This window comes from Akkermansia sp. N21116 (assembly GCF_029854705.2).
Classification (GTDB): domain Bacteria; phylum Verrucomicrobiota; class Verrucomicrobiia; order Verrucomicrobiales; family Akkermansiaceae; genus Akkermansia.
Genome location: NZ_CP139035.1, coordinates 3,457,163 through 3,478,156, shown reverse-complemented (window position 1 = coordinate 3,478,156; position 20,994 = coordinate 3,457,163). Strand labels below are relative to the sequence as shown.

At 52.5% G+C, this 20,994-nt stretch carries 7 protein-coding genes; 6 read left to right on the top strand and 1 reads right to left on the bottom strand.

The window, feature by feature from the left end; all coding sequences use genetic code 11:
- Nucleotides 1-222: 222 nt before the first annotated feature.
- A complete protein-coding gene (locus QET93_RS13110) occupies nucleotides 223-12,582 on the bottom strand; it encodes a hypothetical protein (protein ID WP_322190023.1) in 12,360 nt (4,119 codons plus the stop codon).
- 1,005 nt (nucleotides 12,583-13,587) lie between these two features.
- Here QET93_RS13110 and QET93_RS13105 point away from each other — a divergent pair.
- The 6 genes from QET93_RS13105 to QET93_RS13080 all read left to right on the top strand — a co-directional run bounded on the left by QET93_RS13105 (nucleotide 13,588) and on the right by QET93_RS13080 (nucleotide 20,994).
- Nucleotides 13,588-14,364: a polysaccharide biosynthesis/export family protein gene (locus QET93_RS13105; protein ID WP_280132538.1), complete on the top strand. Its 777-nt coding sequence runs from the start codon at nucleotides 13,588-13,590 to the stop codon at nucleotides 14,362-14,364.
- Nucleotides 14,365-14,451: 87 nt separating this feature from the next.
- Complete coding sequence (locus tag QET93_RS13100; RefSeq protein ID WP_280132537.1) at nucleotides 14,452-16,857, top strand: polysaccharide biosynthesis tyrosine autokinase; 2,406 nt, start codon at nucleotides 14,452-14,454, stop codon at nucleotides 16,855-16,857.
- A 33-nt stretch (nucleotides 16,858-16,890) separates the two neighbouring features.
- Nucleotides 16,891-17,559: a CpsB/CapC family capsule biosynthesis tyrosine phosphatase gene (locus QET93_RS13095; protein ID WP_280132536.1), complete on the top strand. Its 669-nt coding sequence runs from the start codon at nucleotides 16,891-16,893 to the stop codon at nucleotides 17,557-17,559.
- 63 nt (nucleotides 17,560-17,622) lie between these two features.
- Nucleotides 17,623-18,312: a sugar transferase gene (locus QET93_RS13090; protein WP_280132535.1), complete on the top strand. Its 690-nt coding sequence runs from the start codon at nucleotides 17,623-17,625 to the stop codon at nucleotides 18,310-18,312.
- A gap of 21 nt (nucleotides 18,313-18,333) precedes the next feature.
- Nucleotides 18,334-19,284, top strand: coding sequence for a WecB/TagA/CpsF family glycosyltransferase (locus QET93_RS13085; protein ID WP_280132534.1), 951 nt, complete (start codon nucleotides 18,334-18,336; stop codon nucleotides 19,282-19,284).
- 168 nt (nucleotides 19,285-19,452) lie between these two features.
- Complete coding sequence (locus tag QET93_RS13080; RefSeq protein ID WP_280132533.1) at nucleotides 19,453-20,994, top strand: hypothetical protein; 1,542 nt, start codon at nucleotides 19,453-19,455, stop codon at nucleotides 20,992-20,994.

Here is a 20,994-nt window from a genome sequence, read left to right as displayed (position 1 = left end):
GGGAGAGGCAGGGCGGCCCTTTTTGTGTGTAGAACTTCTTTTCTTTCCGGGAGGAGCTGTAGCAGGTCTTTTTGTGAGACAATAAATATAGATTGCTTTGTTCGGGAAGAGGAGAGTACACGGAGAATTAGAATACGTCTCCCTGTTCCGGATACGCAGCGAAAAAAAGCCCCGCCGTCCAATTAAGGAAGGCAGGGCCTGGATTTACGGTCTTATACGGTTTTAGAAGGAGTACCTTACGCCGATGTTTGCCGTGAAGTCCCTCGTGCCGCTGCGGAATTCGAAGCTCGTTCCTCCGAAGGCGGAGAGGCGTTCATTGAACGGGACGGTGGCTCCGGCTCCGATCAGGGCTCCGATGCGGTTGTTGGCCGCGGGGTTCACGGTGAAGTTCCTGCCGGGGGCTCCCATGAAGGACGCGGTGAGCGGGGCTCCCTGGTCGCCGACGTCGAAGGTCATGAGGGCCATGGCTTCGAAGCGGGCCGAGGGGGCGCTGCTTATCACGCTGAAGTCGCGGGTGTAGCGGCCGCCGAGGCCGAGGATGGTGGCCCAGGCGTCCTGGCGGTCGAGGTGGAGGGCGGCGTTGCCGATGTCACCCTTTTCCGAGTAGCTTCCGATCCAGCCCAGGCTGCTCTCGACGGTGAAGAGCGGGGCGATGGTGGACTTGGCGTCCAGCTGGAAGGTGTAGGAGAGCTCGTAGGCGAAGTTCAACGACGTACCGGAAGCGGCGCCGCGGGACATGTGGGCGAAGCGGTCGCCGACTGTTACGAAGCGGTCGTTGGTGAAGTCGTGGAACCCGATGCCGAGGCTGGCGCGGTTCTGCCAGGCTCCGTTGCGGTAGGTGCCGTAGAGGTCGATGTTGTAGGTATCGGTCTCGTCGGTGGCTCCCAGGACTTCGGTACGGGCGTAGTCGTAGCCCAGGGAGATGCCGAGCATGGTGTTGGCATCGAGGCTGCGTTCGGCTCCCATCATGGCTCCCCACGAGCTGCGGCTGAAGCCGGGGGCGTTGCTGTCTCCGTTGGCTTTGTTGTAGCCGGCCGTCGGGGTGACCCAGACTTCGGTGTTGCTGCGTCCGTGGCTGATCATGCCGCCCTTGGCGTCCGGAGTGACGGAGATGGCATAGGTGCCGGTGCCCATCGAGCTGCGCAGGTTGCGCAGGTGGTTGACGTTGCCGGCGAGCATGGAGCTCATCATGGTGGTTAGGCGGGTGCCTCCGACGGAGTCGAGGGCAGCCTTGGCTTCCGCTTCGCTCCTGGTGTGTTTGAAGGCGTTGATCATGTCGAGCAGTTCGCCGGTGGCGATGCCGTCGTTATCGATACCTTCAATGACGCCCGAGATGCCGCTCTGGTTGTCGTTCTTGTTGGCTCCCTTGTGGTTGATGGAGAGGACGAGGTCGGATCCAGTGGCGGTGTTTTCGAGGTGCGCGTTGAGCAGGTAGAGATCGTGCTGGACTTCGTCATGGAAGGTGCCGGTGAGTTCTCCCGCATCGACGATGTGGAAGCGGGTGCCGTCGACTACGCCGCGTTCCTGGGTCGGGGTGTAGGCTCCCTTGCGGATTTCCACGAGCGAGTTGTTCAGGTCGGCCTTGCCGGTGACGACGAGTTTGTCGCTGGCGTTGTTGGCCAGATCGAGGTCGACGATGGTCTTGGTGCCGGTCTTGTAGACGCCCATGCAGTCGGCTTCGGAGCGTTCGAAGGCGGCGGAGCCGAGGGTGAGGGTTTCTATACCGCTGTTGGCTTTGCCGGCTTCTCCGATTTCGATGACGGTGTCATCGTTACGGGCATCGACGTGGCCTGTGGTGGAACCGTTGCCGGAGAGCATCGTTCCCCGGGCGAGGGTGACGTTGCTGCCGATATTGCCGTTGAGGGCGAGGTCGCCTTCATTGACTTTGATGGCGGTGGCGAAGCCCTGGCTGTTGGCGTTGTTGATAGCCAGCGTGGCGTTTCCGGTCTTGGTCATGGTTCCCTGGGGTCCGGAGAGCTGTCCGTTCCAGGTGGTGTGGGACAGGGTGTTTACGGTGAAGGCATAGTCGCCATCAACCGTTAGTCCGGAATCGAAGACGACGGGGGCTCCGTCATGCGTACCGGTGAGGACGCTGACTCCATTGCCGTGGATGCACAGCGTTGAGGAGCTGCCGTAGGCGTTGGAGGCCGTGGCGGCGAGGGTTCCTTCAGCCAGATGGAGTGTACCGTCGTAGGAAGCGTTTTCCTTGTTGAAGGCGAGGGTACCCTGACCCGTCTTGAAGAGTTCTCCCGATCCGGAGAACCCACCGTTGACGTTCATCGTCTTGTCGGTATCCACCATGATTTCTCCATCGTCGGTCATCTGGATGGTACCTTCCATGGTGAAGTTTTCATGGACGTTGACGAGGCGGTCTCCCGCGCTCCGCAGCATGCCTTCGTTGAAGTCGAGCGTGCTGTCTGCCGTGATGATAGAGGATGATCCCTTAAGGATGTTGACGGTGCCGTCGGAGAGGACGATGTCGCTGTCGATGATGCTGGCGCCGTCGATGTTGAGTTCGCCTCCGTCCCGGATGTAGATGGCTTCGTCCAAGGTCAGTTCCGTGTCCTTGACGGTGGTGGTGCCGGAGTTGACCAGATCGTTGCCCTGGACGGTGCTTCCGTCAAGGGTAAGTTCCGAACCGGTTTCAACCGTTGTGCTGGTAATAGTACCGGCGGAGTTGGTCAGAGTCGCGCTGGAACCGACGCCGTTGGAACTGGTGCCGACATTGAGTTCGGCCAATCCGAGGATTGTTCCTTCGGTGTTCAGGGTAGCTCCGTCGAGGTTGACCTTTCCGTCATTGGTTTCCGAGTTTCCTAGGGTGTCGGCGGAAGAACCGTTGGCGGCGGCATTGGTGCCTGTGAGCGTGATGCTGGAACCTTCGCCGGCGGTCACGTTGTGGATGGTGTTACCGCCCAGGGAAGTGAAGTTCTGATCTCCTTCGGCAATATTGAGGTTGCCGACGGTGTAATCCGTACCATTCATGAGAATATCTCCTTCCGTCTGGTCCAGGGTGCCGATGATGGACTTGGCATCGTTGAGTGCAGGATCATGGGAGAGGACGAGTTCGGCATCTCCGCTCTTGACGATGGTATCTCCGGCGGCGTTGATCTGCCCGGCCAGGATGAAGTCCTGGTCCGTCTGGATGGTCAGGCCGTTGTCGTTGGTGGCGATGTCCTTGCTGACGGTGGCTCCGTCGGCGGTGTTCTTCAGCGTGACTCCTTCTCCGGTGACGGAGAGGGTGCCGTCCTTGCCGATCGCTTCATTGGCGTTGACCACGAGCGTGCCGCCGCCGATGGCGATGTCGTCTTCGAATCCTTCGTTGGTGGAATTGATGACGATTTCGCCGGTTTCACCGTTGGCGTTGAGGGAGAGCGTATCGTCTCCGTTGGAACCGGAACTGAGCGTACCGTTGATGTTCAGCGTGCCGTTGACGTTGATCGAGGCGTCCGCGTCCACTGTGATTCCCATGTTCTGGTTGTGCGTGCCGTTGATGGTGACGACGGGGCTGGAGGCACCCGGATAGGTCAAGTCGTCGTTGGGCTTGAAGGAAATAGCTCCGTTGAAGTTGTTGCCTTCGGCGTTTCCGTTGACGGTGAAGCTGCCTCCGGTCATGGTGACGTTGGAAGTGAAGTTGCTCTTCTCGTCGATGGTGAGACTGGCATTCGGATCAATCAGCGTTCCTTCCTTGACGACCAGGGTGCCCGGATTGCCGTTCTCGTCATTGACCGTCACGTTGACCGTGTCGGAGATGTTGAGGGAACCGGAGACGGTGTTGTCGTTGGAAAGGACGAGGTCGCCGCCGACGACGGTCAGGTCACCGTTGATGTCGACCGTGTCGAGTCCCAGGTGGGTGGAGTCGGTGGACGAGGTATTGGTGGTGCTGATGCTGCCGTTGACGGTTGTATTGGCGATGTCGAGGCTGGAAGCGTCGTTGAGGGTAATCTCACCCTGACCGCCGTTGAGGTTGAGCACAGTGTCGGAGATGGACCCGGAGGCATTGCCGTTCATCGTGATGTTGTCGGCGTTGACGCTGTTCCCATTGCCGGTGACGGTCAGACTGCCATCGTCATTGACAGTGACGTTGCCCAGATCGCCGGCTCCGGTGGAGTCGAGCGTCAGGGAACCGTTGCCGCTGACGGTGGTCTTGTCCGAGACGTTGGCGGTGCCGTTCAGGGTGACGTCGCCGTCAGTGACGGCAAGGTTGCCGCCGACCTTCGTCGTACCGTCGGAGGTAAGGCTTCCGGAGACATTGAGGTCGTTACCTACCGAGAGAGAACCTTCTATGTCGGCGTTGCCTGCTACCGTCATATCGGTACCGGCCTTGACCGTGGAATTTCCTCCCATGGTCAGGGATGAGTCGGAGTCGATGCCGATTTCACCCTTGGCCGAGATTGTACCGCCGGTACCGGAAACCTGAGCGTGTTCCAGGGCAATGTCGTTGCCGGCGGTCAGCGTTCCATTGACGGTGAACTGGTTGTTGATGAGCTTGACATTCTTGGTGACGTCCAGAGTGGCTCCTGTATTGATCGTTGTTGTACCACTCAGGGTAGCGTTCGTGGAAACGTCGACGCGGGTGATATCCCCAATATCGGTGGATCCGATGTTAAGCGTACCGTTGGAGGTAAGTTCGTCGAGGGAGATGCCGGAGTTCTGATCGAAGGTCATGAGACCGTCGTTAAGAACATTGTTCATCTTCAAATTGCTGTCGTGGATGAGGATTTCCCCGTTTGTCTCGGCTGTCATATTGCCTCCGTTGGAAGCGGTAACTCCGGTGAGGGAGATTGTTCCGTCGATAGCGTTGAGGTCGGCATCAGCCATCAAGTTGTCTCCCATGCCGAGCGAGATGTCGCCGCCGTCCGCAGTCAGATCACCGAAGATGTTTTCTCCCGTACTGACGACAAGACCGCCGTTGACTTCCAGATCGTCGATGATCGCATCTTCGAGCGTCAGGGTTCCTGAACCGACTTTGGAAATGAAGCCTTTGGAATCCACCGCGCCGTTGAGGACGACGTCAGAGGCATTGTCGATAACGAGGTCGTCTGTCCGGGTGGCAAGGAGGATATCCTTGTTCTGGTCTCCGGTGATGGTGAGCTTGTGAGCACCGTTGACGACCAGCGTACCGTCGGTGCCCAGAGCATTTGCGGATCCGGCAATGAGGTCGACCGTACCGTTAAGGACGATATCTCCCGTGTGAGAGCCCGTACCGTCGATTGTCAGGTTATTTGAACCGTTGACGGTGATGTTACCATTGCCGGAGGCGATGGCGCCGATTTCCAGATTGCCTTCCGCCAGGTTGATCGTGCCGTCGGCGTTGGCGACTAACGTATTGCCGGAGGCATCCCACTCGGCGTTGACGTTGATTTCACGGGCTGTGGTCGTTCCTCCGGCCAGCGTGATGGCATTGCCGGCGGAGATCGCGGAATCCGCGTTGTTGTAGTTCAACGTACCTTCTTCGATTGTCAGCGAGCCGTTCAGCGTGCCGGCATTGGCGACCGAACCGAGATCAATCGTACCGTTGCCGATGCGGATGTTGCCCGTGTGGGTGCCTTCGATCAGGTAGAGACCGTTTTTGTCGATGACGGTTTCCTTGCCGACGGCATTCAACGTGGCACCGTTGTGCAGGGTCAGGTTGATGTTGGTCGTGTTGAGCAGGAGTTCGCCGACGGTATTGGTTCCGTACAGGTCAAACTGGCCGCCGTCCATCGTCAGGGCCTGGCCGATGGAGGAATCCGTCATGGACAGGGTGTTGGTTGTTCCCAGCAGAGTGACGTTACCAGAGACGGAGGTTCGATCCAGCGTCAGTGTGTTGGAGTCGGCGCTGACGAGGATGCTGCCTGTCAGTGCCGTATTGGTGAGGCTTGCCGTGGAGTTGTTGCTGACGCTGATGTCGGCGCTCAGGGATGATGCCGTACCGGCAGTTGTCCCGGTCAGTGTCAGGGAGCCGTGGTCGGCTACAGTGACGTCGCCGAGTTTGCCGAAGGTTTCGGTGTTGGAGACAGTTAGACTGGAGCCGATGCCGGTGATGTCTGTGCGGGTCACATCCAGCGTGACATCGGTCAGCGTGGCCGCCGCGTTGACGTCCATCATCCCGGTGACGGTGATGTTACCGCCTTCGGTGGTCATGGCTGCGTCGATGACGAGATCTTGAACAGTGATGCTGAGATTGTCGCCGGAGATGGCGGCGTTGATGTCAACTGTGCCATTGACGGCGGTGAGCGTATTGCCATCGCCTGTCAGTTCTGCATTCAGGATAATCGAACCTTCACGGGACGTCAGCGTACTGCCTCCGTTGTCGGTTACTGCACCGGCGATGGTCATGTCCGTTCCGGAGATTAGTGTCGTGCGGCCCAGAGTGGCGTTCGTGATATCCAGGGAACTGAGGGATTCGAGCGTTCCTCCGTCGACGGAACCGTATCCTTCAAGGTCGTTGGCGTTTCCAGAGAGAACGATCGTTCCGGCGGTAACGGAACCGGCGATGGAAGTCGATCCCGTTGAGGTCAGGGAGTGGCGTACCGTGAGAGAACTGCCCGTGTTCACGGTCAATGTACCGTCAACCTGCCGTCCTTGGTCATCGAACGAGTAGCCGATGCTCATGGATTCGGCCGTGACTGTCGCGGCGTTAGCGGCTTGGTTGTTTCCACCCAGGTTCAAATCACCGGTGATGCTCGTTATTCCGAGGGAATATTCGTTGCCGGCCATGAGTCTCAGCATTTTGCCGGCATCGACGATTGTATGTGCCGCCGTTAGGGAAACATCCTTCATAGTTGTCCCGTCTCCGTCTTCGACAAGGTGCAATGTGCCTGTTTCGATCGTGGTGTGTTCCAGATTGCCCGAACCGGAGATGGCAAGCGTGCCCCCCGTCGTGATGGAAGATCCTTCTCCCGTCATCGTGATGTTGTTCAGGGAAATCTCGCCGATTGCTTCAATGGAAGCATTGGCCCCGTTCATGGTCAAATCTCCGTCAACGGAAATGGTTTCTCCCGCAAGGAGGCTATCGTCTCCATTAATCGTGGAGGAATCTCCCTGGAGCGTCAGTGTTCCGCCTGCGATGAGAGACAACGTGTCGGAAGTCGTGATGTCGTTGTCTATGGTCAAGTCTCCGTCCGATATAATCGATCCGTTGGCTTCGTCTTCCAGAGTCGTGATTTCCAGGTCGTCTGCCGTCTCTAGCGAGGAACCGCCTGCCAGGGTCAGGGAAGAGATGGTGCTGTCCGCTGCCGTTGTCGTGGAGAGAGACGATGCTCCGTCCAGCATGATGCTGCCCTCAGCGAACAGGATTGTCGCGGCTTGTGCATTTGCGCCGCCCGTCAAGGCAAGCGTGCTGTTCGTGCTTCCGTTGAGTGTCCCGAGACTTTGGCTTCCGCCGTCTAAAGTCAGACTGACTCCTTCGGCAAGCGTGGTCGAGTCGTGCACGTCTACTGTGGAGTTAGTCCAGATGTAGGTGCCGCTGTTGAGGAGCAGTTTGTGCCCGGCTGTCAGCGACAGATTACCCGATGTTAAAGTGACTGCGGAGGACAGCGAGACATTGCCTCCGGCGAGGGAGACGTCGTTGCCGATATTCGTAATGTCGGAGAGAGTGAGATCTTCCGTAGCCGTCAACTTGGAATTGTTGCCCAGTGAAGTTGCGTTTGCCTGGATGCTCCGGGCAGATACGGTCGTTCCGGTCAGTTCCATGGATGCGGTTTTCAGGCCATTGGCGAGAATCAGCTGGCTGTTATTATTTCCCTTCAGCGTGCCGAGCAGGTTCATGCTGTTGGCCGTCAGAGAAGACGCTCTCAGGTCGAAGATGGTACCGGCGCTGCTGGTGATATCATTACCTTGGATGATGAGATTGGGGGAAGTCTGCCAAGTGCTCAGGGCAATCGTGCCCTGCATCAGGTTCAAGTTTCCGAGGTCGGAGCCTGTTTTGGTCAGATAAAGAATGGGATTATTACCACCAGCGGAGACATTCAAGGAACCCTGATTGTTGATCAGTCCTCCCAATTGCAAGTCGCGTGTCGTTGTCAGATTGACAGTGGCTCCCTTGTTAATAACAAGTCCCTTACCCTGATCTATTCCAAACGTGACGGCGTGTATTCCTGATTCGGCAATGAGAGAACCGCTTGTCCCCATACCGTGGTTTGCCCCCGAAGCTGTAATAGAAACAGAGTCCTTCAAGATGATATTGCCAGTATGCGTACCGGTTTTGTCAAACGTGAAGGTACCGGAACCGGTAAGAGTCAGATCCCCGTTTCCAGTGAGACCGTGGCTCGTCATGTTGAAGGTGCCCATGTTGATCGTTCCGTTTCCGTTGACGGTAAGAGCCTTGCCGGAGGCGAGCGTCCAGGAACTTCCCAGGTTGATCACGGAATTGCCGTACGGGTCGGCCAGGAAGGAGAGTTCTCCGTTAACCGTACCGCCTCCGTAGGAGAGCGTGCCGCCCTGGATGCCCAGATTACCGTCTACAATGCCGGTGGAGGCCAGCGTGGCGGTACCGCCCATCAGGGTGACGTTGCCTGTGACCGTACCGTTGATCTGCATGTCGGAGCCGAAACCGATGCCGGTGGTGTTGACATTCAGAGTAGCTCCGTTGTCGATGGTTACTTTGGCGTTATTGGCAAGAGCTAAAGTGTCAATAGCATTTGTGCCGCCCCGGATGTTCAGGGACGAATTGTCCATCCATACGGTGCCGGTCACTGTGGAGCTGGTCATGTTCAGGATGTCTCCGGTGTTGACGGTAATGTTGCCGTTCACGGTAGCATTTGTCAGATTGACGGTGTCAACCAAGGCATCGGCTACGGTTGAGATGCCGCCGTCGAGCTGAATAGTATTCAGGCTGATGGACGATCCGTTGGCTGCCGAAATGCTGGAGGCTGTCAGATAGGAACCGGCCTGGCCTGTGGCAGAGAGTGTGCCTCCGTTTACAATGACGGTACCGAGAGATCCCAGATTGTCGGCGCGTACCGACTTGTTGACAAGTGTCAGCGTGGCCCCGTTCCTTATGGAGAGAGTGTCGGCAATGGCCATTTTCGACCAAGTGGTGGACGATTGGTCGGAAATGTGGATTTGCAGAATGGTGTCCGGATCGTGCAGGTTCAGGTTGTGGGAAGTGACGCCTGTGGCGAACACTTGCGCACCGTTCCTGAGAATGACGCTGTAACTGCCTTCTGCGCTGATTTCACCACGGATGGGAGTAGGAGACGTTAAATCGTCTTTGACCCCATCGAAAATAAAGTTTCCTGCGAGGGTTTTGATTTCCGAGGAAGCGTCCCATTGGATTTTGTTTTTGTTATCTTCCGTGATGGTGATATCGCCGGTTCTAAAGATAAGGTGCCCGTTGTTGGCAACGCTGATGCCGGCGTAAGGGCCGGTCAGTATGTCGGAGCTCCCGAGGCTTAACGATGTATAGGCGTTGTTAGCTTCCCCATCAATGGCGATGAAAGACCGATCTCCCATATTCAGCATGTTTGAAGCACTGGCTTGCGTACCGTTAGTAATGGCCAGGGTGGTCAGTCCGGAAGCGCTATTGAGGGAAACATCTCCGAGGTTGACAACGGAACCGGGAGTTCCATTCCGGGTGACGTTGTTCAACTCAAGCAGTTTCCCGTTGGTTATGGTCGTCGACACGTAAGGGCCGCTGAGATTAAGAGATCCATTGTTGAATTGTGTCGATTCGGTAATCTGTAGCAAGGTGCCGGATATATCGTTATCGTTGCCGATGAGCACATTGGTGTAAGAGGCATTGATTCCGGTCACAAGCGAGTTGATTGTGACATTTCCGTCTCCGGTTGATTCAAAATGGAGTAGATCCCCGGTAATGCTATTGCGATCCAGAACCGTGGTTTTCCCTTGCAGGGAGAATGTCTTGCCCCTCAACTCGGCATCTGTGATAGAGGAGGTTGAACCTGTCCCTCCTATCCTCAGAATGTTGTTTGAAGAGACAATAGCTTTTTCTCCGTTTTCGATACCGGCGATCGTATTGTTTCCTGTCAAGGCAATGGAATCTTGAACAACTAGTTTGGCTTGTTCATTGGCCGCAGTATTCGTAATGGTCGTTGTTCCGAGGACGGTGATGTCACCGGACTGTTCCGTCTGGGTCAGCGAGGAGTCGGAAATGGTCAGTTGGGAGGATGTATTGTCCCTGTAGGATCTGAAGTTGGATTGGTTGCCGCCTTCAAGAATCAGGGCATTGTCGCCGCCGGTCAGGTCGATGTCACCCAGTTCGGATGGAATGGACGCATGGCTTCCACGAAGTGTAAGCGTAGATTGGCTGCTAATCTCTGTCTTTAAGGTGTTGATGTAACTATCTGATAGTGTAGTGTTTTTACCGATGCTCAGGCTGTTTGCCGAGTCCCCGTTGGTATTTTTCATGACCGACAGGTTGGAACCTTCCATATCCGTGTTGGGATTCAAAACAATATCCTGACCCAGCAGTCGAGAGCCCGAAAGGGTTGTATAGGACCCTTCCAGAGTCAGCGTCATAGCGGATTGGATGGTATCGTCTTCCAGTTCGTTCCCCGTTCCGGCCAGAGTCAGGTTGCCGTTGGTGGCCAGTGTTCCGTTGCCTGCGGGATTGAATATTCCGAACTGATTCGTACCGTCTACCTTTGAGTTGATGATCGTCGCATCAGTTGATCCGGTATTTTGAATCAGCAATCCTTGGGAAAGGTATACGGTGCCGTTACTGGAAAAGTCTTCCCATTTGTCGAATGAGACCGTGCTGTCATTGATAACCAGATTGCCTCCATTGACGAGGGAAACGTCCTTGATGTTGTACGACTGGGCAGATGCTCCGGGTTCACGGGAGAAGACTAGGGTTGCGTTTTCTACCGTTGTGCCGGTGGCCAGATTCAGTACGGAATCGGAGATTTGAACGTAATCCGTGTCCGATGTCCCGAAAACAGCCAACTTGGAGGCATTCAGAGAGGAATCGAATACGTCTTCCTTGCTGCCATTCAAGATGAATTGTAACGTTTCCGTGGCTGTGGCATTGACAAATCCGAATCCCGTATTGTTGTTTGCCGGGTTGATTACGATGTTGTTGGCATTTAATGTCAGACGATTATTGGAAGTCATGCCCGTGGAGATTCCTTCGATTGTCAGAGTATGACCAGAAGCGTCCAATGTACCGTAAGCCCCGTCGTCAAGCTGCTTAACAGTCAAGTCTCCTGTAGAGATAAGAGTGCCGGAGTCGTTCCCACTACCTAATGCGACGATACCTTCCAGAATAGTTCCGGTTCCATTGTCCACAGTCAACGTAGCGTTATTGATGATATTGAGGAAGGTGCCCGTTGATTGGGAAAGGGAAACCGTCGTGAGATCGGTTTGTAGCTCCAACCATCCTCCGTTGACGTTGATGGCAGCGAGCGTATCGAAATCTGGAGACGTTGTAGGAGCAAGAATGTAGAGAAAACCGTTGTCCAGCGTGAGTGTACCAGAGAAGTCTCCCTGGGCTGTCAGGTTCAGGGTACCGCTTTGGGTGTCCAGATTCAGCGTGCCTTGTCCGATAAGACCGCCGTTAATGGTGCTGATGGAATCTCCCGTGATAGTCAGGTTTGTTCCATTCGTGATTGTCAACGCGAAGTTATTGGTATCAAGGGTTCCGATTGTACCATCAAGCGTGGCATTGCCGGAAAGAATGACATCGCCTTGGAACGAACCGGAGCCCAGAGATAACTGTTTATCGATGATGAGCGTGCCATTCCCTCCAATGGTTTTGCCGATGGCCAACAGCCCCTCAGAGAGAGAGAATTTTCCATCGACGACAAGATTTCCATCCAGGGACAATTCCCCAACGAGGGTGCAATCGGAATCTCCTGTGACGGTAAATGTTTGATCTGTCTCAATGGTAGCGTCCGTCATCATTGTTCCGGATGTCCATGTCAGGATGCCTCCGTCTTTTAGAGCAAATGAGTCGATCTTCAATGTACCCCCATCCAGCGTAATCCCGTTACCCGCATTCTCGATAATACTGATTCCGCCTATGGCGTTCCACATTCCTCCGTCGGAAATAATGGCGGTTCCTGTCCCTCCATTATTTTCCGCTCCGTTAGATCCTCCCAGAGTGATTTCGGCAGTAGTAGTCAGGGAGCCATTTTTGATGGAAATAGTCCCGATTCCTTGATTAAAGCCTACGTTAGTTTTAGTTTCGATTGTTAAGTTGCCACCATCAATTGCAAGGAGTCCTTTTCCATTATCTTCTCCGATAGCGATAGGGGAGGTACTATTGGGATCAATTGAGAAATTACCTCCCGTAACAAGGAGTGTACCTTCTCCGCCAGTTTGGGAACCGACTGTGAGAGCTGTTCTGTACTGAGTCCATGTGCCGCTTTTCAGTTCCAGTATGCCTTCCGAGCCTGCGCCAATAAGGAAAGCTCCCTGGAGGCTTTGTGTATCGAGTATTCCTCCATCAAGGAGGATATAAGCATTATTGTTAATCTGGTAATCTTCAGTTGTGCTGATTGTTACTTGGTTTCCTTGACCGATGGTCTGGGTCGGCGTCAGAGCGGCGGTTGTGGAGGTGCTGGTCAGAGCCATACCTATTGCCGCGGTGTAGATGGCAAGAAGAGCCTTGCGGAGATTGAGGGGGAGGTGGGGTTTCATGATTGTTGGTGGATTTTAGAATGTTGTTATTAGAAGATTGAAAGGAAGGGGAAGAAATACGACCTCACCAAGATTGGAAGGAAGGGAGTGTCCTGGGTATATGCAGGCGGAAAACAAAAAGGACGCCGATAAGGAGCGCCCAGAAAACGGTGGATAATGACAACATACGGGTATAGGAATAACCCACGGTATTTCTAAGAGGGAAAGCCGGTGGTGTGAGTTGTAAGCCATTGAATAAAAGGCCGATATGGACATGGTTTTGCCCGTTGTTTCGGTTTTTTAGTCTCATCAGCACCTTTTTTCTAGCGGATTTACAATCCGCTATCTTGGTATTATATAACTTGTTTATTATAAGTATTTAATAATATTATTTAGGGCGATCTGACGCATCGGTATCCCAACCGCTAAGAGATAGATGATTTTTTTACTCTCTCTCTTTGCCCAAAAAAATAGGAACATATTTATAATAAATTATTTCCATATTGTTCAAAAATAGATTCCACCCCTTCTCCCCTGAGAACCGGGTATGTGTTTGGAACCAGAAAAAGCATCTGTTACGAATTTGATACTGCCCCTCAGTGACTGTGTTGTAAAAGCTTGATCATAAAGGAGAATTCGGGATTGGAAAAAAATTACATATCTCTTGACGGCGGATTGTAAATCCGCTTAAATCTGCGTTCGAGAAGAGATAAGTAAAATTTGACGGCGTATTTTGCCTGTCAGAAAAGGATTACAACCTATTTTAATTAATTGTAATCAACTAATAATAAATGAAATACTAATGAGGCTTGGACAATGGTTTCTTTTCCAGTCATGTTTTTGACTTATGCGATTCACATAACGGAAGTTCGTTCCCCAGGATGCCTTCTTTTGAGGCATTGGGTGTTTTCTCTCGGCCGGCGCGTGCAGCAGCAATTTATCTCCGCATGTTCTGGGCGATGATCTCTTTTCTTTAGCAACAGCAACCGTCTCCGATTCTATTTTCACACCAACAAACAACTTACTATGAAACAAAAACTTATTACCTTCATACTTATCGTATGCTCCTTCTCGTCGGTTACACTTCTTCCTTCTTGCGTTAGCCCTAAGGAAGTCCTTTATATACAGGATGTTAGCGCTGATAGTAAGGAAAAGCTCAAAAATAACTACCAGACGACAATCCAGAAGGACGACCAGCTCTACATCTCCGTTAGCAGCAAGCAACCGGAACTGACTGCTCCCTTTGCCGTGTCCGAGATGGGAACGACCGGCAATAACAATACAAATAAACCTAAGGGGTATTTGGTCGACGTCAATGGAGACATTGTCCTGCCTGTCATCGGTAAAATGAAGGCCTCCGGCAAAACCTGTTCTCAATTGGCCTCCGACATTGCTTCTTCTCTCAAGCGCAATGATTACATCAGTGACGCTTCCGTCAACGTGCAGATCATGAATTTCAAGTTTTCCGTCATTGGCGAAGTCAACAAACCCGGCACCTATTCCATCGAAGGCCAGCGGGTCACGATCCTCGAAGCCATTTCCCGCGCCGGAGACTTAAATATCGACGGCAACCGCGACATCACCCTCATCCGCGAAACGAACGGTCAGCGCCAGATCGCCAACATCGACCTTCGCAGCAAGGACCTTTTCAACTCTCCCTATTATTATATTCAGCAGAACGATATCATTTATGTTTCTCCTTCGGAACGCAAGGTCAATACCCGCAGCGATGCTGTCCAGTGGTATGGTTGGGGGCTTTCAGGGTTGGGGGTCACTCTGGCCGTGATTGCCATGTGCCTGTAAACATAGGAATTCCGGCCATTTCCTTTCCCCCCAGGGGAAGTGGCCGGACATTTTGATCTTCTATTTCCCATTTATCCATCATATTCCATGGTAGAACCGTTACCTGCTGTTGCTTCCAGCTCCTCCGAGGAACAGGAAGAAACTTCATTCTCCCTCGACATTATCCTGACGGTTTTGCGTCGGTACTGGTATGCCGTGATTATTACCGCCTTGCTGGGCGCATGTACGGCGTACTATCTGGCCGGTAGACAAAACTACGTCTATCAAAAGACAGCCAGTGTGATGATGCGTGATTCCAAGGCGGGCAAAGGCGCTTCTTCGGAACGTATCATGACCGAGCTTGGGATCGACTCCGGCTCCGCCAACCTGGCCAACGAAAGTTACGTCCTGAAATCCACCGCCTTGATGAAAAAAGTGGTGGAGGATCTGGATTTGCACATTTCCTATGGTGTCCGGAAGGATTTCCGGGAACTGGATCTGTATCGGGACACTCCGCTTCTCGTTGTTTTCCAGGCAATCGACAAAAGCCGCCCCTACTCGTTTGGCATCACTCCCCGGGAGGACGAACAATTCACCCTGACTTATTCCAGTACGGATGACACCCCGACGGAGGTGACCGGTTCCTATGGACAGCCCCTTGTTCTCCCCTTCGCCACCCTGACTGTTCACCCTACGTCAAGAATGAATGATTCCTGGAAGGACCGGGAGGTCCTGGTTCACTATACCTCCCCCCTTGCGACGACCCATTCTCTTCTTGCCGGTTTGACTGTTACCCGTCCGGACGCCAAGGATTCCAGTCTTTTGGAGATGACGCTGACGGCCGGCAATCCGGACAAGGCCACCGATGTTCTCAACCACCTTATCGAGGTGTACAATCAGCTCTCGAAAGACGAGAAGAGCCAGTCCTCCCGGAAAGTGGAGAGCTTTATCGATAAAAGCTTGAAGGAGGTCAAAGCCTCTTTGGAGGCTGTCGATCAAAAAATTACCGACTCCAAGATTAAGGGAGACATCGTCCGTGATACGGAGACGACGATGACGGCCGATTTCACGACCTCCCAGGCGTTGGAAAAGGAAATCTTCGATTTGGAAACCCAGATCAAGCTTGCTTCGAATCTCGCCTCCAGCCTCAAGGAAACAGGCATGAAAGATGCCTTGATCTCCGTTGATACGGGACTGGCGGACTCCAGCATTGCCAGCCAGGTGACGCTCTACAACGAGGCCTATCTGGAATATCAGAAGATCGCTGGCAGCGCCGGTCGTAGAAACCCTATTGCCGTCGGGTTGCGCGATAAGATGAATTCTACCCGTGCGGCAGCCGGCAAAGCTCTGACGAACTACCGGAACAATCTGGAAATCAAACATCGGGAACTCCAGAAAAAACAGGCATCACTCTCCGACCGACTGGCGGCAACCGCTGCCAAGGAACACGAACTGATGCCCCTGATGTGGGAGCACAAGGTCAAAGAGGAAATCTACCTGATGCTTCTCAGCAAACAACTGGAGAATGCCCTGGCCCTTGCCGCAGCGGAACCCTCCGCCCGCGTGCTGGAAACCGCCCATGGCAGCGATCTTCCCATTTCTCCTAAAACCATGCAGTTTGTCGCCGCCGGTGGTCTCGGTGGCGCCGCCCTGTGCATCTTCGCTTTTGTGGGCGTGTCCATGCTCAACAACAAAGTCAGGAACAAACACGACCTGCCGGGAGTCAGCAACCTTCCCGTCCTGGCGGAATTGCCCGTTTTGAGCAAAAAGGAAAGCAAACATCCTTCCCTCTTCATCCAGGACGATCATTCCGTGATTGCGGAATGCTTCCACATCCTGCGCAACAATGTCGACTCCCTTCTGCCCAGGCCCGAACAGGGCGGTTACATCATGATGGTCACCTCCACCATGGCTGGAGAAGGGAAGACCATGACGTCCTGCAACCTGGCTTCCGCTTTTGCCAAGGCCGGGAAAAAGGTGCTCCTCATTGACGGCGACTTGCGGAAAACCTCCCTCAGCAACAAACTTGGAGGGAAAGGGCGCAAGGGGTTGACTTCCATCCTGCGCAAACAAGTAGAGGATCCGGCCTCGGTGATCCACACGGCGGAAAACGCTCCGGACGGTTTGTTCGTCCTCTATGCCGGCCCCTATGTCCCCAATCCCGTGACATTGCTCAGTACGCCTCTGCTGGGCAAATTGCTGAAGTACCTTCAGAAGCAGTACGATGCCGTCATCATCGACTGCCCACCCTATGGGATCCTGGCCGACACCGCCATCATCGGCGCCTTGGCGGATATCTCCCTTTACGTCGTCCGCAGCGGTATGATCGACAAGCGATATTTCACTCAAGTCCAGCAACTTGCCGACAAGGGCAAACTCCACAACCTCTCTTACGTCATCAATGAGGTCGACTTTAAATCCGCCAGCTACAACCACTACGGTTATGGCTACGGATACCAGTACGGCTATGGGTGCAAGGAAAGCGAAGATGCGGAGAAAGCCCACGAATCCTGATTTCTTCCCGTCACGACTCCCCTATTCATCACCATGTTGGAATTCCTGTTCAAACGGCGGCTTTCATCATCCAGCCTCTTCCCGGACGGCATGGATATGCACACGCATATCCTCTGGGGGGTCGATGACGGCGCTTCATGCCTGCAGGACAGCCTCGGGATCATTCGCAGGTTGAAATCCATGGGACTCAAGGGTGCCTACTGCACACCGCACATCATGGCGCGGTACCCGAAAAACACTCCGGACTACCTCCGGGAACGTTTCGAACAACTCCTGGCCGACACCGGGGACGAAGGCTTCCAGCTCAAACTTGCCGCCGAATACATGCTCGACGAACAGTTTGAATGCCAGCTTGCTACCCATACTCCGCTGACCTACGACGGCACCCTGCTGCTCGTCGAACTCCCGCAATACTTCCTCCCCGCCGGCTGGATGGACATGCTCCTCATGGTGCAGGACAAGGGCTACACCCCCGTCCTCGCCCATCCCGAGCGCTACGGGCGTATCCTTCAGGAATCGGAACTCCTCCGGCTGAGGAGCCGGGGCATCCAGTTCCAGGGCAACGTCGGTTCCCTCGCCGGCCTCTACGGCAAAGCCGTCGCCGATACCGCCCGCAAACTGCGTGCGGGCAATCACTACACATGGTGGGGCACGGATTCACACTTCCCATCCATGGCAGGTAAAATGTGCCTGAGCGGTTAAGTATAAAACCATTATCATTACTATTGCACGATGCCCTCTTTATCCTACAACTTATCCAATATCGTGGACATTCCTCTTCAGAGGGGGATTTACGCGTGCTGGTTCAAGCGCCATATTGATATTGCCGCCAGTCTGATCGGATTGATTGTCCTGTCGCCTTTCCTGCTGTTCATAAGCCTGCTGCTCCTGTTTTGCAACCGGGGCACCCCCTTCTTTATTCAGGAGCGGGTGGGGCGTGGCATGAAACCGTTTAAAATTATCAAATTTAAAACGATGAACGACAAAAAGGATGCTTCCGGCAATCTTCTTCCCGATGCCGAGAGAACCGGTCCCCTGGGGCGTTTTCTGCGTGCTACGTCGATTGATGAGTTACCGGAACTGGTGAATGTCTTTATAGGTGATATGAGTCTGATTGGCCCCCGGCCATGGATTCCTGAGCAAATGGCTAGATTTGAGCCATTGGTCCAGGAAAAGAGAATGGCTCTGAGCCCCGGCATTACAGGACGGGCCCAGGTCCAGGGACGCAACAACCTGACCTTCCGGCAGCGTGTTTGCCTGGATCTGGAATACCAGCGCAACCTGACGTTTTATCAGGACCTTAAAATTCTCTTCGGCACTTTCGTCCAAGTCCTCAAGAGGGAAGGGATCGATCAATGCCAGGAGGTTTTCGACCACACTTCAGGTACGATCCCTCCCAAAGATCCGGAAACCAGGGGGCTTAGGGGAAATCAAGCTCGTCGTCGGAACGAGTGAATCGCGATGGAGAGTGTGGACATGGAAACTTACTTCAGAATACGTTACGAATTTTCCAAAGATGAGGTACATCGCCGCATCAGGGAAGCCGTATCGCGTTGTGAAGCTGGCTATATCTGTGTAGCCGATGGCAATGTGCTGACCCATGTCCAACATAACCCCGAGTACTGGCGGATCGTGTACGATTCCATGTTTGCCATTTGCGACAGTGGATGGGTTCCCCTCTATCTGCGTCTTCTGTATGGGATTCGCCGCGAACAATATTGTGGAGCTCAAATTTTTCAAGATATCGTTTCATCGGAGCAATACCGCATGGCATTCCTTGGAACGGATGATGTCACTCTCCAGGCTCTGAGGGAGAAGATCTCCTCCTGGAATCCCCAGGTACAAGATATGCTTTTCATGGCATTGCCTTACCGTGAGGTCGATGAATTCGATTATCTTGCCATTGCCGAAAAGCTGAACCAGAAGCAGATAGATATCATCTGGGTGGCTTTGGGGGCCCCGAAGCAGGAACAATTCATGAATAGTCTGCGTCCGTTTTTGAAACAGGGGGTCATGCTGGGGGTAGGTGCCGTGTTCAATTTCTACAGTGGTCGCCTCAAGCGTGCGCCACAATGGTTGGTCTCCTTGAAACTCGAATTTGCTTATCGCATCCTGACAGAACCCGGAAAGCAAATCGCGCGCTGCAAAGGAATTGTCAAAACCCTCCCTCTCATTTTCCGCATCGAAAAAGACCGCAAACTCATCGCCAAACTTACCCGCGAACTGCAATCCCTGCAGAGCCGTCATATCGAACAAGATAAAGAAGAACTCATCACAGCCTTCGGACAAAGTCCGGAACAGTTGGATTCTTTGTTGGAGACCTGCGAATCTCACCCCGAAACCCATTTTACTATCATCACCGATGATGCCCGCTTTTGGCAACTGCCAGCAAACGTCAGTATTGTCCTTATGGTTAATGATCAATAATAGAATAAAACAATGAAAGGTATAGTATTAGCCGGAGGTCCCGGAACTCGTTTTTTGTATAGCTCCCCGCCAAGGATATTGCAACATGAGAAGGTGAGCGATTGAAACAATTGAAACTTTCAAAAATCAATCCCAAGCTGCACGTAAAGAAGAAGGTTAAGTGTATAAATGGTTTCTGATATTTCTACAAATAAAAAACGCATAGTCAAAAATACCTTGTTACTTTACATGCGTATGCTTTTGACAATGGCGGTATCATTGTACACTAGTCGTATTGTGTTGGAAACACTTGGGGTAGACGACTATGGTATTTATAATGTGGTGGGCGGTGTCGTTACCATGTTTACGGTACTTTCTGGTTCATTAAGTTCTGCTATCAGTCGATTCATTACCTTTGAACTTGGGCATGGGGATATAAAAAAGCTGAAATTGATATTCAGTATCTCCGTGACCATACAATTTTTCATTGCTATCGGCATTCTTCTTATTGCCGAGATTGTAGGAGTATGGTTTCTCAACGAGAAAATGAATATTCCTGCCGACAGATTGCTTGCTGCCAACTGGGTACTGCAATGTTCTATTGTCACGTTGATGATAAATCTGGTTAGTGTTCCTTACAATGCCGCAATCATAGCACATGAAAAGATGTCGGCCTTTGCTTATGTCTCTATTTTTGAAGTCACGCTGAAACTTCTTATTGTGTACATGCTTTACATATCATCTTACGACAAACTTATTGTATATGCCATTCTTTTAATGCTGGTAGCCTTGATTATTCGAATGATATATGGCGTATATTGTAAGAAACATTTCGAGGAGGCATCTTATTTATTGGTTTGGGATAGGAATGTATTCAAAGAGATGTTGGAATTTTCTGGATGGAATTTTTTGGGAAACGCCTCTTATCTGTTGAATACACAAGGTGTCAACATGCTTATTAATATGTATTTCGGAGTTGCAGTAAATGCTGCGCGTGGAATAGCTGTACAAGTGAATGGAGCTGTGATGAATTTCGTAAGCAATTTCACGGTAGCCATCAATCCCCAAATTACCAAATCTTATGCCTCCGGGGATTTGCAATATATGTACAAGCTCTTAAATCAAGGAACAAAATTTGTATTTTTTATCATGTATTTTTTTGTTGTTCCATTTGTGTTGGAAGCTGAAACAATATTAAGTATATGGCTGAAAGAAGTTCCCGAACAGAGTACCATATTCCTCAGGTTGGTCTTATTAGCTTCTCTTGCCAGTATTTCAGGGAACGAATTGTCCTATGGAATAATTTCTACAGGACAAATAAAGAATTACCAGTTGGCTGTTTCTTTTATTGGAGTAATGGTATTCCCGTTAACTTGGATAGCGTATGAATTAGGAGCCAGTGCTTCCTGTACTTATTTATTCTTCATTGTCATCTATGTATCATTAAATATCATTCGCCTGCAATTCCTTAAAAAACTGATTCATTTTCCACTCAGGGCGTTTTTGATTGAAGCCGTTAAACCCATCAGTATTGTGGCGATATCGGCATTTATACTTCCAGGAATGGTCGTGTATCTTATGTCGCCTTCTCTGCCTCGCATGATACTTGTCTTTACCATCAGTTTTATTTCCACAGGAAGTATCATTTACAGATGGGGACTGACCGGAAGCGAACGGAATTTCATTGTGGTGAAAAGCAAGGAACTTATCAAGAAAATGTCAAACAGATAA

Coding starts and splice junctions, on each gene's coding strand:
- QET93_RS13110 (WP_322190023.1), bottom strand. CDS start 12,582: ATGAAACCCCACCTCCCCCTCAATCTCCGCAAGGCTCTTCTTGCCATC.
- QET93_RS13105 (WP_280132538.1), top strand. CDS start 13,588: ATGAAACAAAAACTTATTACCTTCATACTTATCGTATGCTCCTTCTCG.
- QET93_RS13085 (WP_280132534.1), top strand. CDS start 18,334: ATGGAAACTTACTTCAGAATACGTTACGAATTTTCCAAAGATGAGGTA.
- QET93_RS13080 (WP_280132533.1), top strand. CDS start 19,453: ATGGTTTCTGATATTTCTACAAATAAAAAACGCATAGTCAAAAATACC.
- QET93_RS13095 (WP_280132536.1), top strand. CDS start 16,891: ATGTTGGAATTCCTGTTCAAACGGCGGCTTTCATCATCCAGCCTCTTC.
- QET93_RS13100 (WP_280132537.1), top strand. CDS start 14,452: ATGGTAGAACCGTTACCTGCTGTTGCTTCCAGCTCCTCCGAGGAACAG.